At 61.8% G+C, this 14587-nt stretch carries 13 protein-coding genes; 8 read left to right on the top strand and 5 right to left on the bottom strand.

Annotated elements, in window-relative coordinates; translation table 11 throughout:
• Window positions 1-2: 2 nt before the first annotated feature.
• The 3 genes from ACILRC_RS01335 to ACILRC_RS01325 all read left to right on the top strand — a co-directional run bounded on the left by ACILRC_RS01335 (window position 3) and on the right by ACILRC_RS01325 (window position 5172).
• Window positions 3-2150, top strand: coding sequence for an acetate--CoA ligase family protein (locus ACILRC_RS01335; protein ID WP_395667518.1), 2148 nt, complete (start codon window positions 3-5; stop codon window positions 2148-2150).
• Entirely contained in the window at window positions 2147-2929 is a 783-nt protein-coding gene (locus ACILRC_RS01330) for an enoyl-CoA hydratase-related protein (RefSeq protein WP_395667517.1), read from the top strand. Before ACILRC_RS01335 ends, ACILRC_RS01330 begins: the two co-directional genes overlap by 4 nt.
• Window positions 2930-3168: 239 nt before the next feature.
• A complete protein-coding gene (locus ACILRC_RS01325; protein ID WP_395667516.1) occupies window positions 3169-5172 on the top strand; it encodes a methyl-accepting chemotaxis protein in 2004 nt (667 codons plus the stop codon).
• 215 nt (window positions 5173-5387) lie between these two features.
• Here the strand turns inward: ACILRC_RS01325 and ACILRC_RS01320 are convergent, their stop codons facing one another.
• Complete coding sequence (locus ACILRC_RS01320; RefSeq protein WP_395667515.1) at window positions 5388-5693, bottom strand: hypothetical protein; 306 nt, start codon at window positions 5691-5693, stop codon at window positions 5388-5390.
• 163 nt (window positions 5694-5856) lie between these two features.
• Between ACILRC_RS01320 and ACILRC_RS01315 the strand changes: the two genes are divergently transcribed.
• Entirely contained in the window at window positions 5857-6189 is a 333-nt protein-coding gene (locus tag ACILRC_RS01315) for a hypothetical protein (protein WP_395667514.1), read from the top strand.
• 45 nt (window positions 6190-6234) lie between these two features.
• Here the strand turns inward: ACILRC_RS01315 and ACILRC_RS01310 are convergent, their stop codons facing one another.
• The 3 genes from ACILRC_RS01310 to ACILRC_RS01300 are packed head-to-tail and all read right to left on the bottom strand — an operon-like array spanning window position 6235 to window position 9177.
• On the bottom strand, window positions 6235-7722 hold the full coding sequence (locus tag ACILRC_RS01310; RefSeq protein ID WP_395667513.1) for a tripartite tricarboxylate transporter permease: 1488 nt from the start codon (window positions 7720-7722) through the stop codon (window positions 6235-6237).
• A gap of 19 nt (window positions 7723-7741) precedes the next feature.
• Entirely contained in the window at window positions 7742-8206 is a 465-nt protein-coding gene (locus ACILRC_RS01305; RefSeq protein WP_395667512.1) for a tripartite tricarboxylate transporter TctB family protein, read from the bottom strand.
• Complete coding sequence (locus ACILRC_RS01300; RefSeq protein WP_395667511.1) at window positions 8203-9177, bottom strand: Bug family tripartite tricarboxylate transporter substrate binding protein; 975 nt, start codon at window positions 9175-9177, stop codon at window positions 8203-8205. Before ACILRC_RS01300 ends, ACILRC_RS01305 begins: the two co-directional genes overlap by 4 nt.
• A gap of 103 nt (window positions 9178-9280) precedes the next feature.
• Between ACILRC_RS01300 and ACILRC_RS01295 the strand changes: the two genes are divergently transcribed.
• Window positions 9281-10009, top strand: a complete 729-nt coding sequence (locus tag ACILRC_RS01295) for a response regulator transcription factor (protein ID WP_395667510.1) — start codon at window positions 9281-9283, stop codon at window positions 10007-10009.
• A 115-nt stretch (window positions 10010-10124) separates the two neighbouring features.
• The gene (locus tag ACILRC_RS01290; RefSeq protein WP_395667509.1) at window positions 10125-11546 is read left to right on the top strand and encodes a sensor histidine kinase; all 1422 of its coding nucleotides are present in this window, start codon (window positions 10125-10127) and stop codon (window positions 11544-11546) included.
• Window positions 11547-11664: 118 nt separating this feature from the next.
• Here ACILRC_RS01290 and ACILRC_RS01285 read toward each other — a convergent pair whose 3' ends face one another.
• A complete protein-coding gene (locus ACILRC_RS01285; protein ID WP_395667508.1) occupies window positions 11665-12120 on the bottom strand; it encodes a fasciclin domain-containing protein in 456 nt (151 codons plus the stop codon).
• A gap of 277 nt (window positions 12121-12397) precedes the next feature.
• Between ACILRC_RS01285 and ACILRC_RS01280 the strand changes: the two genes are divergently transcribed.
• Both ACILRC_RS01280 and ACILRC_RS01275 read left to right on the top strand, forming a co-directional pair.
• Entirely contained in the window at window positions 12398-13306 is a 909-nt protein-coding gene (locus ACILRC_RS01280) for a DMT family transporter (protein WP_395667507.1), read from the top strand.
• Between the two features lie 125 nt (window positions 13307-13431).
• On the top strand, window positions 13432-14583 hold the full coding sequence (locus tag ACILRC_RS01275) for an L-lactate dehydrogenase (RefSeq protein WP_395667506.1): 1152 nt from the start codon (window positions 13432-13434) through the stop codon (window positions 14581-14583).
• The last annotated feature ends 4 nt before the right edge of the window (window positions 14584-14587 follow it).

Genomic DNA, 14587 nt, shown 5'->3' with positions numbered 1-14587 from the left:
CCGTGCCGCCAGACGCCGCGAACGGCGGCGCGACCGCCAGGCCCCTTCGCCGCCTGCTCTCACCGCGCAGCATCGCGGTGGTGGGAGGCAAAGCTGCCGCCGAGGTGGTTCGCCAGTGCAAGAAGTTGGGCTTTGCCGGCGAGATCTGGCCGGTGCACCCGACGCGCGCCAGTATGGAAGGTTTGCCGTGTTTTGCCGATGTGGCGTCGCTGCCCGGCGCTCCCGACGCCACGTTTGTGGCCGTTCCCAACAAGGGAACGGTGGACGTGGTGCGCGAGCTTGCCGCACGCGGCGCGGGAGGTGCCATCTGCTACGCCTCGGGCTTCGCCGAAGTCGGCGGCGAGGGCATCGCTTTGCAAGCGGAACTGGTGCGTGCGGCAGGCGCGATGGCACTGGTCGGGCCCAACTGCTACGGCCTGCTCAACTACCTCGACGGCGTGGCGCTGTGGCCCGACCAACATGGCGGCACGCGGGTCGAACGCGGCGTGGCCATCGTGACCCAAAGCGGAAACATCGGCCTGAACCTCACCATGCAACGCCGCCACCTTCCGCTGGCTTGCTTGATCACCGTAGGCAACAAGGCGGGGGACAGCATCGACACCATCATCGATGCCCTGCTCGACGATCCGCGTGTCAGCGCCATTGGCCTGCACATCGAAGGGCTGGACGATATCGCCGCCTTTTCGCGGGTGGCGCTGCGCGCGCTAGAGCGCGGCGTGCCACTGGTGGCGCTCAAGGCGGGCAGTTCTGAACTGGGCGCGCGCACCACCTTGAGCCACACCAGCTCGTTGGCCGGGCCGGACACGCTGTACCAGGCGCTGTTTCAGCGCTATGGCATCGCGCGCGTGTTCGATGTGGGCCAACTGCTGGAGACTTGTAAGTTCTTGCATGTACACGGCGGCTTGGCGGGCCGGCGCATCGTGTCGGCGAGTTGCTCTGGCGGCGAAGCGTCCTTGGTGGCCGACTTGGCGCAGACCCACGGCCTGGAGATGCCGGCCTTGCCAGACGCGGCACGTGGGCGCCTGCACCAAGTGCTGGGCGAGAAGGTGCATGTCACCAACCCGCTGGACTACCACACCTACATTTGGGGCGACGCGGCAGCATCCACCGAAGCCTTCGGTGGCTTGATGGACTGCGCATTCGATGCCCATATGCTGGTACTGGACTTCCCCCGCGCCGACCGCTGCGACGGCAGCAGCTGGCACACCACGCTGGACGCCTTCATCGCCGCCAAAGATGCGGCCCGCGCCGGGACCGTGGCCTGTGTGGTGTCGACCTTGCCCGAGGGCATGCCCGACGGTGTGGCGACCAAGCTATTGGCCCACGGACTCGCCCCGATGCAGGGCACATCGGAGTGCCTGGCCGCCATCGGCCACGCTGCCGCGTTCGCACAGGCGCAGTGCGTGCGGGATACCAACGCGGCGCTGCACGGCCCCGCAGACCTGCCTGCGGTGCCTGACCACACATGCCAAGAAACGCACGCGACGCCATCCGCCATGGCCCCGCACTTGCTCAACGAAGTGCGCAGCAAAGCGCTGCTCGCGAAGTGGGGCGTGCCGGTACCGCGCGGCGCTGTCGGCAACGCTGTGCAAGCGCCTGCGCTGGCGCAGCGCATCGGCTTTCCGGTGGTGGTCAAAGCGGTGTCCGACACGTTGGCCCACAAGACCGAAGTCGGCGGTGTGCACCTGAACCTGCAAAGCGCCCTGGCGGTGGTCGATGCCGTGGGGAGCATGGCGCATGTGGCAAATGAGTTCTTGGTGGAGTCGATGGAGTTGGGCGCGGTAGCCGAGTTGATTGTGGGCATCCAGCGTGATCCGCAGTTTGGGTTGGCGCTCACCCTGGGCGCTGGCGGCGTATGGGTCGAGCTGCTCAAGGACAGCGCCACCCTGCTCTTTCCACTGCGGCGCAGCGATGTGCATACCTGCCTGCTGTCGCTGCGTATGCGGCCGCTGTTAGAAGGCTTTCGTGGTCAGCCCGCAGGCGACATCGAGGCACTGGTGGACGCCGTCATGGCGATTGCAGCATTCGGCGAAGCGCACGCAGCCACCCTGCAAGAACTCGATGTCAACCCCTTGCTGGTGTTTCCCCAAGGTCGCGGCGTACGGGCCGTGGACGCAGTCATTCGTACCACCGACAGGAGCCTTACTTGAACACAGGCGTTTCACTTGCGCGCAGCGGCGGCATCTTGACCATCACATTAGATCGGCCCAAAGCCAACGCCATCAACGTGGCCACCAGCAAGGCGCTGTATGCGGCGTTTGCCAGCTTGCAAGATGACCCGCAGTTGCGGGTGGGCATCGTCACCGGTGTGGGCCGCTTTTTCTCAGCCGGCTGGGATTTGCAATCGGCCGTCGAAGGCGAAGCGATCGACGCCGACCACGGCCCGGGTGGGTTTGCCGGGCTCACCGAGTTTTTCAGTCTGCGCAAGCCGGTGATCGCTGCGGTCAACGGCTTGGCCATCGGCGGCGGTTTCGAACTTGCCTTGGCGGCGGACCTGCTGGTGGCATCGCAGGACGCGCAATTTGCCCTGCCCGAAGTCAAGCTCGGCATGGTCGCAGACTCAGGCGGCCTGCTGCGCCTGCCCAGACGCTTGCCCCGTGCGCTGGCCACCGAGTTGCTGCTAACTGGGCGGCGCATGGACGCCGCTGAAGCGGCCAGGTGGGGGCTGGTCAATGCCGTCTGCGCGCCCGACCAACTGATGACAACAGCGCAGGCGCTCGCACAAAGCATCGTTGAAGCCGCACCTTTGGCGGTGCAGGCCGTCAAAGAAGTGCTGCAGGCCACCGAGCACCAGCCGCTCGCCGAGGCCTACCGCACACTCCGAGATGGGTCGCTTCCCGGCTACCGCACCATGCTGCAATCCGCCGACGCGCAAGAGGGACCGCGCGCATTTGCGGAAAAACGGGCGCCGCAATGGCGTGGCGTGTAGGCCGGACTACGCGCTACAAATTGGTGCAGTTCAACGCCTTTCGATTTGCATTCTTTTGCACTTAGTTGGTGCAAATGTTTATGCAAGGCTTTTTGTGCACCAAAAAAGGGGTAAATTCGTGGTCGCGAGCAGTTAGCGCCCCAAAATTGGCGCGTGTCTGTCATCAGGACGTAGTCACTGCGGACATGCCTGCAGGCTTGGATCGCGAACTAACCCATCAAACCACGAGCTAACAAACGATGACCTCTTTAACCACCGCTTCGCCCGTGCCCAACTCCGCTAACCTCCCTGACGCATCCGAATCGCATGGCTTTTTCCACTGGCACGGTGCGTGGGCGCCGGGTGTTCGCTTGTTTCGTCGAATGGGCTTTGGCAGCAAGTCCCTCGTCGTGGGCAGCGTGATGGCCTTGCCTTTGCTTGTCGCGCTGTGGTTGCTCAACACCAACTGGTCGGCGCAGATTGAGTTCACCCAACGCGAACGCGAAGGGGTGGCGACCATGCGTGCCTTGATGCCGGTACTCAAAGGTGTACTGGATACGCGTAACGCAACGCGCGCAAACTTGGGCGGCTTCGATGCGAGCGCGGCCTACCAAGCCAGCCGGGCAGAAACTGACGGTGCGCTCCTAGCGTTGCGCGCCCAGGTTACAAGTACCAAAGACCCTCTGAACCTTACTTCCGCAGTCGACCAGCTTGACGCGGCGTGGCGCGCTACCGCATCTTCGAAGAATGGAGTGGACGATAGCGGCCGCACGGTGTTTGGACCCGTGACCGCAGCCGGTGTGGAGCTTTTGACTCGCATCGGCGACGACTCCAACCTCGTGCTTGACCCCGACCTCGATAGCTTCTACTTAGTGAGCGCCTTGGTGTTGTCCGTGCCCAAAACACTGGAGTCCTTGGGCCAGTTGTGGGGTTGGGGAACCTATGCGGCCATGAAAGGAGGCCTCAATCCCGACAACGAGTCGAAATGGCATGTGTGGTCGGCCCAGGTGGTCTCGGGCACGCAGGATGCACGGCAGTATTTCGAACGCGCAACCAAAGCCAACCCATCCTTGACGAAGATGGTGGACTTAAAGCCGTTTGACAATGCCTTGAAGCTCCACGCCCAGGGGCAGTTGGTGGTGTTTGGCCAACAGCACAGCGATGCAGCAAAGTACTTTGCCGACGGCAAGCATGCGCTTGACGAGTTGATGGGGCTTTATGACCGCGCGCTGCCAGCGCTAGATGGGCTACTGTTGGTCCGTATCAACAAGCTCGAAGGGCAACAACGGCTCGCTTTCGGTATGAGTGTGGTTTCACTTCTTTTGGCGGTCTACTTGTTCATAGCGTTTAGGAAGGTTCTCGAAGGTGGCCTGCGCGAAGTTGTTTTCCATGTCAATGCGATGCGCGACGGCGACCTCACCACCCAACCCCACGCCTGGGGCAAAGACGAGATTGCAAAACTGATTGGCAGCGTCAAGGACATGCAATCCTCACTCAGGCGAATCGTCAGCCGAGTGCGCGACGCATCGGGCGCCATGGTGTCAGCCAGCGCAGAGATTGCATCGGCGTCCGTCGACCTTTCTCAACGTACCGAACAATCGGCAGCGAGCCTGGAACGTAGCGCGGCATCTATGGAGCAAATCAGTGCCACCGTGAACCAGACTGCAGACAATGTGGTCCAAGCCGCCGAGGTTGCGTCAGACAACGCACGCGTTGCGTCTAAAGCCGGACAAGAAATTGCTGCGATGGTGAGCACCATGCAAGGCATACACGACGCATCCAAAAAAATCAGCGAAATCATCAGCACGATCGACGGCATTGCATTTCAAACCAATATCTTGGCACTGAACGCGGCGGTGGAAGCTGCACGCGCAGGAGAGCAAGGCAGAGGCTTTGCCGTGGTCGCAGGCGAGGTGCGGGGCTTGGCACATAGAAGTGCAGTGGCGGCGCGCGAAATCAAGACGCTAATCAGCGGCAGTGTGGAGCAGGTCGATGCCGGTACGCAACGGGTGCACAGTGCTGGAAAAAGCATGGGGCAAATGGTGAGCAACGCGACCCGCATCAACGACTTGCTATCTGACATTTCAACTGCGGCCCGGGAGCAAAGCAAAGGAGTGGCGACCGTAGGCGACTCTGTAGCCGAACTCGACAAAATGACCCAACAAAATGCGGCGCTGGTCGAGCAAACGGCTGCGGCTGCCTCCGCTTTGAAAGACCAGGCCAACAACCTGGCCAATGAAGTGGCATCGTTCCGAACAACCTGAGCGCCATTTCGGGGCTTTAGCGTGCGACCGTTCGCACCTGGCGTGACTTGCACCTACTGTCGGGCAATGGCTCTATGTGCGCTTAAGAACAATATGCGCCGGGGTCGGTACGCAGCGCCATTAGATTCCCGCCGTCGGTTGGATGAACGTCCACTGACATCACCCTTGATGTGGCGAAGGCCACTTTCAACCCACTGCCTCGGCAGTGGGTTTTTTTATGTGCGTTCGGGTTTGGGGTCGGTGATGAACAGACGCTGCACGGCTACGTCTACGGCGCTGGTACGCATCTCGCGCCGCAACCGTATCCAGGTCATCGCGGTGGTGCATTTGTACCGATAGAAGACAGTCTGGATTTCCTGGTAGTCCCATCCGGTTTGCGCAATTAACTCCTGCCACCCTATTGGCTGATCGATGTGCCTATCAATCCAGTCGCACAGGGCGTCGAGTTGTTCTCGCTGATCCTGGTGGCGGCGTCCAGATGCGCCCAACGAACCCAAACGCTTTAGCTTTTCTTCCAGCATGGTGTCTCCAACTTCAATGCGTGTGCATCGCAAGTGGTGCGCATGCTAGGAAGCGCAGTGGAGCCCGAACTCCCACAAGTATTGAAAACGAACAATCGCGAGCCACCACGATCCGATTTGGGAAAACACTGCGCCGGTTTTTATTCCACCGAGGTTCACAAACATGGCACTTGGCTCCAACCCGGCACACCCTTTGCAAGTCATTCTGGGCAGCCCCACCATCAAAGCCTATGTGGCTTGCCCAAAAGAGTTTGAGGTAATTGGTATCGTGCGGTGCGCACTGGAATACGGGCTCCTGGCCACCAACGAAGCAGGTCAGTACCTGCGTGTTAACGGATCTCAGGTGGAACCCCTCAGCCAGCGCGCCGTCGAGAAGGCAATCGAAGCCGCCCGACTGCACGGTCGGGGCTGCTCCTACGCAAGCGAGCGACCGACCGAGCAGAAAAAAGCGCCAACCGTCATCTTGCGCAAACGCCGCCACGCCTTGCCGGCCTAGCCCAGCTGCAAGGCGGTCAGCAAGACCGAGATCTGAGGTGCTGCGCTAAGCCTTTCGAAACCGCCGCCAGAGCGGTGGCAACACCAGCAGAAGAACCGACACTGCCATCAACGAGCCAGACAAGGGTCGGACAAAGAAGGTCGACCAATCGCCCATGCTGATAGTGAGCGCCTGGCGCATCGACTGCTCGGCCATAGGCGACAAAATCAAGCCCACGATCAGCGGAGCTGCTGGGAAGTCAAAACGCCGCATCAGAAAGCCTATCAGGCCAAAGAAGTACAGCAAGCCCACGTTGAAGACCGAGTTGCCGGCGCCATACACGCCTGCGGTCGAAATAATGATGATGCCTGCATACAGCCAAGGTGGCGGAATCTTCAGAAGTTTGACCCACAAGCCCACCAGCGGCAGGTTGAGCACCAACAAAATCACATTACCGATGTACAGGCTAGCGATCAAAGTCCACACCAAACCGCCTTGCTGGAGAAACAAGGTGGGCCCAGTCTGGATGCCGTAGCCTTCAAAGGCGGACAGCATGATGGCCGCAGTTGCAGACGTTGGAATACCCAAAGTCAGCAAGGGCATCAACACCCCAGCGGCGGCGGCGTTGTTGGCTGCCTCAGGGCCTGCGACGCCCTCGATGGCACCTTTGCCAAACTCCTCGGGATTTTTGCTCAGTTTTTTCTCGGTGTAATAAGACAAGAGCGTAGGCAATTCGGCTCCACCGGCGGGCATGGCACCAATCGGAAAGCCATACATCGCACCACGCAGCCATGCCTTCCAGGAGCGCGCCCAGTCATTTTTGCTGAGCCACAAGCTACCTGACACTTTCATCACCTCCCCCGCTTTGGACTCCTTGCCATGCCACGCAAGGTACAGCGCCTCGCCAATGGCAAACAAGCCCACCGCAGCGACGGTGACTTCGATTCCATCAAGTAGTTCGGCCTGGCCAAAAGTGAATCTGGGTTGACCCGTTTGCAAGTCGATTCCAATCAACCCAAACAACAGGCCCACTGACAAACTGATGAGACCGCGCAGCACCGAGTTGCCCAGTACCGCAGAGACTGCGACCAGCGACAGGACCATGAGGCTGAAATACTCTGCCGGGCCAAAGGCCAGCGCCGCTTCCACCACCCAAGGTGCGAAAAAAGTCAGGGCGATCGTGCCTATGGTTCCAGCGACAAAACTTCCGATGGCGGCAGTGGCCAAGGCTGGCCCAGCTCGGCCGCGGCGCGCCATTTTGTTGCCTTCTAGTGCGGTCACCACCGATGCAGATTCGCCGGGGGTGTTGAGCAAAATAGACGTGGTCGAGCCACCATACGCGGCACCGTAATAGATGCCAGCAAACATCACGAACATGCCGGTGGCCGGTACGTGGTAGGTCAGTGGCAAAAGCAAGGCGATGGTGAGCGCGGGGCCGATGCCGGGCAAAACGCCTACCAAGGTTCCCACAAAGCATCCGATGAAGCCGTACATCAGCGTCATGGGCTGCAAGGCGCTGGCAAAACCACCCATCAAAGAATCAAAGGCGTTCATTGGATTGTTTCTTTCGGGTTCAAAACGCCCAGGCCACCGCAGGGCCCAGACCGACACCCAACACTTGGGCAAACAGGGTCCAAAACACCAAGGCAATCGCACCGCACATCGCTGCCGACCGCAGACCGAACGGCGCGTCAAAGGCCTTGGCCACGCCCATGCCGCACAGGGTCGCAGGGATCACAAAACCCAGTGGCACCACCAGCGCGATGAAAGCCACGCCGCCCAGCAGGAGGGTCAGCATGCGCCGGTTAGCGCCGGCCAGCGGCTGGCCGTCGTCACCGTCGATCGCGTCGGTCTGGCGTCCGCGCCATGCGCTGACGCCATACAGAAGGCCCAACAAGAGCAGCAGCCCCGCCACCACACCGGGGGTGAGTACGGGGCCCACCGGCATCTGGATGGGTGACTCTGGGATGACGGTGACCTGCCAGGCCGCCAGCAAACCCAGAGCCAAAACGCAATAGGCAACGCGCAAAGGCGTCATGCCAGACCCAGGTCCTTCAACACTGCTTCGGTTTCGCTGATGTTATGTTCGATCTCGCGCTGGAACGGCAGGTCAGCAAGGAACACGCTGGTCCACTTGCGGGTGGTCAGCTCCTGCTGCCACTGTGCCGACTGCGTTACCTTGGTCATCAGGTCGACCAGTTTGTCGCGCTGTGCGGTGGTGATGCCGGGCGCACCGAACACACCGCGCCAGTTGGAGGCGGCCACATTGAGGCCCAGCTCGCGCAGGGTTGGGACGTTCACGCCAGGGATACGCGCATTGCCAGAGACTGCCAAGGGGATCATGCGACCGGCTTTGATCTGCTCTTCAAACTCGGAGTAGCCCGACACGCCCGCAGCCACTTGGTTGCCCAAGATCGCGGCATTGGCGGGGCCGCCGCCAGCAAACGCCACATACGCGGCTTCCTTGGGGTTGCGACCCAAGGCCTTGATGATCAGTCCCAACACGATGTGGTCGGTGCCGCCAGCGCTGCCGCCTGCGACTGACACTGCTTTGGGATTGGCTTTGATCGCAGCCGTCAGGTCAGCCCAAGTCTTGATCTTGCCTGCGGCGGGCACCACGATGACGCTGGACTCTTCGGTCAAGCGCGCAACCGGCGTGACGTTGCGCATGGTGACCGGACTCTTGTTGGTCAGCGCTGCGCCCACCATCACCGAGCCGCCCACCATGAGGCTGTTACCCTGGCCTTTGCGTTGGTTCACAAAACGGGGCAAGCCCACCATGCCGCCGGCACCACCGACGTTCTCGAACTGGAAGTTGCCAACCAAGCCAGCGCCTTTGGCGGCACGCTCAATGGCGCGGGCGGTACCGTCCCAGCCGCCGCCCGGATCAGCGGGCACAAACATGTTGACGGTGTCAAACACTGGCTGGCCTTGGGCCCATGCTGGCAAGGCTACGCTGGCGCCAAGGGCTGCGCCCATGGTCATGAATTCACGCTTGTTAACTTGCATTGATGTCTCCTGGGTGAAAATGTTCATCACACTACTTGGCAACACGCCAAGGCCCGGCAAGTTTCCACCAATACGCGGCGCCAATCTGTCAATCGGCTTTCAAATGCAGTCCGTGATAACCCTTAAATACCGTGTTTTGTTGGTGGAGGACACCCCTGAACTGTCGCTTTGGTTGGGGACCGCGCTGCGCCAGATGGGCCTGACCGTGGACTTTGCGCACGATGGCGAGGACGCGCACCAGCGCCTGCAGCCGGGCCACGGCTACGACCTGGTGTTACTGGACCTCAACCTGCCGCGCCGGGATGGGCTGTCGGTGCTCGAGGCCCTGCGCAAACGCTCAGACCCGGTGCCGGTCTTGATTCTGACCGCCCGCGCCAGCGTGGCCGACCGGGTACTTGGGCTCAATGGTGGCGCCGACGACTACCTGCCCAAACCGTTTGACCTCAGTGAATTTGAGGCCCGCGTGGGTGCGCTGTTGCGCCGCCCGCGCCAGATGCAGTGGTCCGAGCTCGGTGTAGGCCCCTTGCTGTGGGAGGCATCCAGCCACAGTTTTCGGCTGCATGGGCACATGCTCTCGCTCAGCCCGCGCGAAGCCTCAGCGCTGCAAGCTTTGGTGGAATCAGCGCACCGGGTAGTCAGCAAAGAGCGCTTGCACGCCAACGTGTTCGGCGACGGCGCAGCGGAGTTGGACGCGGTGGAAGTGCTGATCTACCGCTTGCGCAAGAAAGTAGAGGTGGGCCCACCCGCTGGCAGCGCGGACAGTGGCAAGCGCTTGCGCATCAACACCTTGCGCGGCCTGGGCTACATGCTGACCGACCAAGGTCAAGCATGAGGCACCAGGGCTGGCCCAAACCAGGCAGGGGCATCCGCACGGCGCGCTCCACCCCGATCGACCAGCCCGGTCGCAAAACCAGCCGCTTCGCTGAATAAAGAAACCATCTGCTCCCATGACTTCGTTGCGCCAACGCCTGCTGCTGTGGATCTTGCTGCCGCTGCTACTGCTGATTGTTGCTGGCGCCTACGTTTCGTACCAACGCGCTGTGGAATCGGCCAACCAAGCCTACGACCGCTCCCTGTACCTGGCTGCACGCACCTTGGCCGAGGAGATCCGGCTCGACCAAGGCCGGGTGCAAGTCGATGTCTTGCGTGCGGCGGGCTACCTGTTCGAAAACCATATTGGTTCGCGCCTGTACTACAAGATCCAAGATGCCGACGGTCGCTTGCTCGCCGGCGACCCGGAAGTCCCCAGCCCACGCGCAACGCCCCAGGAGGTGCATTACTTCTCGCTCGTCGATTTTGAAGACGGCTTGCTACGCAATCAACCGGTGCGCCTTGCCAGCTTGCGCCATGTGCTGGTGGACGCCAGCACCGCTGCGGGCCAAGCACCCCACACCCAGCTCATCACCGTGCGTGTGGCCGAAACCCTGGAGGCCCGCCAACAACTCATCCAACACATCTTGCGCGACACGCTGGCGATTCAGGGGTTCTTGCTCGCCGTTGCGGTGGCACTGGTCTGGTGGGGCATCCACCTTGCCATGCGCCCGCTAGAAGCCTTTCGTTTGCGCCTGGCAGCGCGCGACGAATCCGACTTTTCAGCGATCAGCACGCAGGCCAATGCGAGGGAATTGCTGCCGCTCATCGACACACTCAATGGTTACCTGCAGCGCTTGGGCAGGCTTATCGATATCCGCAAGCGCTTCCTGGACAACGCCGCTCACCAGTTGAGAACGCCATTGGCGATTCTGAAAACCCAGCTCGCCCTGGCCGAGCGCGACACGCTGGGCGAGAGTGCCCACGCGGCAGTCAGTGCGGCGGCGCGCACCACCGACAACGCGGTGCACCTGACAGAGCAACTGCTGGCCATGACCCGCGCCGAGCATGCCCCAGAGCTGGAGACGGCCCAGCCCATCGACCTGGTCGGCATGGCCCGGGAGGTCACCCAATCGCTGTGGCAGCGCGCCCACGACGCACAGCAAGATTTGGGCTTTGAGAGTGCGCTGCAACGCAGCTATGTGCAAGGCAACCCACTGCTGGTCCAAGAGGCTATGCGCAATCTGGTCGATAACGCTCTGGTGCACGCCGGTCCGAACATCCAGGTCACCGTGCGGGTGGGCAATGGCTGGGTCGAAGTGGAAGACAGTGGCTCTGGCATTGCCGCGCACCACCAAGCCCATGTGTTTGAGCGCTTTTACCGTGCCGATACAGCGGCAACCCGCGGCAGTGGCCTGGGCCTTGCGATCGTGCAAGAAATCGCTCGGCAACACGGTATCCAACTGCAACTCACCAGCCCGTGCATTGGCGGGCACGGCACGCGCATTCGTATGCAGTGGCCGACGAAGGAGTCAGGGGCCGCCGTCAGTCCAGCGTAGTTTTGGCGTTTGCCGAAACCGGCTGGCGGCACTGCTCCCAAAACCGGAGGACAAAAAGAAGGCGCCGCACAGTCAGGCGCGGCGCCAGAGCAAACCCGAGTGGCTGGTGGCGTGCTGATTACTTGGGAATGACGACGCTGTCGATCACGTGGATCACACCGTTGTCGGCCACGATGTCGGTCTTGATCACATTGGCACCGTCCACTTTGACGCCGCCCATTGTGCTCACCGTCAGCTGGGAGCCTTGTACCGTTTTCACCTTACCGGCCTTCACGTCCGCCGCCATCACTTTGCCCGGTACCACGTGGTAGGTCAGTACTGCGGTCAGCTTAGCCTTGTCCTTGAGCAACGCATCGAGGTCTGCCTTGGGCACTTTGGCAAAGGCTTCGTCGGTCGGTGCAAACACAGTGAACGGACCCTTGCCCTTGAGCGTATCCACCAAGCCGGCAGCGGTCAGCGCTGCAGCCAAGGTCTTGAAATTGCCCGCGCCCACGGCGGTGTCCACGATGTCCTTAGCCTGCGCAGACAGCGACATGCCCAGGGCCAAAAAAGAAGCGATCAAAGTTTTTTTCATGGGGTTCTCCAAAGTCAATTGGGTGACTGAGTCAGCACGCCAAAAATGTGGCGCGACCGGATCATAAAACCAAAAGGTATCCATTTAGTTTTTACGGTCGTTTTGTGACTGATTAGTTTTTCTCCACTTGCCGACCCCCATTCGGTGCTGCCCGCCACGCGCAGCACTGCACCCCAAGCCGCAGCGCTGCCGCGTCGGCACAATGCTGGGCAGCGCGTCGGCCACACCGCCGCAGGCCAGACCGGCCCCAGCCAACCACCCACGCGAACACTTCACCATGCAAACCTACACCTCCCTGCAGTGGGCCCGAACCGCCATTTGGTTCATTCCTCTTTTGTGGGCGGTCAATTACTACGTGGCCCGCCAAGCGCCTGGGGTGGTGGAGCCCTACACCTTGGCCACTGTCCGTTGGGGTCTGGCCGGGGCACTGCTGACGGTGGCGGCTCGCACCGAGCTGTGGGCACAGCGTCGGCATATCGCAGCGGTTTGGCACCAGTACGTCGTGCTGGGCTTTTGCGGCATGGTGGTGTGCGGTGCCTGGGTGTATGTGGGCGCACAGTCCACTGGGGCCGTCAACATCGCGCTGATTTATGCCGCCTCGCCCGTGCTCATTGCAGTGGGCTCGGTGCTGTGGCTGCGCGAGCGCATGCGCGGGCCGCAAGTGCTGGGCGTGGCCATCGCCTTGGCCGGCGTACTGCATGTGATCGTCAAAGGCCGCTGGACCGCACTGAGCGAGGTGCGCTTTGTGGCGGGCGACTTGTGGATCGTCGCCGCCATGGTGGCCTGGGCGGTGTACGCCTTGCTGCAAAAAGTGTGGCCCAGCCCCATGGGACCCACCGCCCGGCTGGCCGCCATTTGCTGGGGCGCCATGCCGGTACTGCTGCTGGGCACCGCATGGGAGATGGTGCAGCCGCAAACGCCCCCACTGACGCCCCACGCTTGGGCCCTGGGCATCACCGCCGCGCTGGTGCCTGGCATTGCGGCCTACTGGACCTATGGCTGGGCGCAAAAGATGCTGGGCGCCAGCAAGGTGGCCGTGACCCTGTACCTGGGTCCGCTGTACGGGGCCTTGGTGGCGTGGTTGCTTTTGGGCGAGCGCCTGGGTTGGTTCCATTTGCAGGCAGCCCTTTTGATACTGCCAGGCGTTTACTTGGTGTCGCGCCCCGCCCCGCCCTCCCCGGGCTGAGCGCTACGCGACCCCCGCAAGCCGGGTCAGACAATTTTTTTCAACTGCGACCCACTGGATTTCAGCCGTGGGCTGCTTGTCGGCGGCTTACCATCGCGCAAAACACCACCACGAAGAGGCATGGCATGACTGTGATCACCACCATCGAAGACCTGCGGGTTCTGGCCAAAAAACGTGTGCCGCGCATGTTTTACGACTACGCCGACTCCGGTTCCTGGACCGAGTCCACCTACCGCGCCAACGAATCAGACTTCCAGAAGATCAAGCTGCGCCAGCGCGTGGCGGTGAACATGGAGAACCGCAGCACCGCCACCAAGATGGTCGGGGTCGACGCCAAGATGCCGGTCTGCATTGCGCCGGTGGGCCTGTGTGGCATGCAAAGCGCCGATGGGGAAATCAAGGCAGCCAAGGCAGCCGAAAAGTTTGGCATTCCGTTCACCCTCTCGACCATGAGCATCTGCTCCATCGAAGACATTGCCGAGCACACCAGCGCGCCCTTTTGGTTCCAGCTCTACATGATGCGCGACCGCGAGGCGATGAAAAGAATGATCGAACGCGCCCGCGCAGCGCGCTGCAGCGCACTCGTGCTCACGCTGGATTTGCAGGTGATCGGCCAGCGCCACAAGGACCTCAAAAACGGCCTGACTGCGCCGCCCAAACCCACGCTGGCCAACCTCATCAACTTGGCCACGAAGCCACGCTGGTGCCTGGGCATGGCCGGTACCCGCCGCCACACCTTCCGCAACTTGGTAGGCCATGTAGAGGCGGTCACCAATATGTCTTCGCTGGCCTCGTGGACCAACGAGCAGTTCGATCCGCGCCTGTCCTGGGCCGATGTAGCCTGGGTCAAAGAGCAGTGGGGCGGCAAACTGATCGTCAAGGGCATTCAGGATCTGGAGGACGCCCACTTGGCCGTGGCCAGCGGGGCCGACGCCATGGTGGTCAGCAACCACGGCGGCCGTCAGCTCGACGGCGCTCCCAGCAGCATCTCTGCGCTTCCTGCCATTGCGGCGGCAGTGGGAGACAAGATTGAGGTCTGGATGGACGGTGGCATCCGCAGCGGTCAAGACGTGCTCAAGGCCTGGGCGCTGGGGGCGCGCGGCACCATGATCGGCCGCGCCTTCGTATACGGCCTGGGCGCCATGGGCGAAGCCGGGGTCACCAAGGCGCTGCAAATCATCCACAAAGAGCTCGATGTGACCATGGCTTTTTGCGGCCACACCGATATCCAGAACGTGGACCGCAACATTCTGGTTCCGGGTACCTACCCCGCCTGATCGT

This window comes from Rhodoferax sp. (assembly GCF_044236835.1).
Taxonomy (GTDB): domain Bacteria; phylum Pseudomonadota; class Gammaproteobacteria; order Burkholderiales; family Burkholderiaceae_C; genus Allorhodoferax.
The sequence above is the reverse complement of the archived record's forward strand: the minus strand, read 5'-3'. Positions and strand labels throughout refer to the sequence as shown.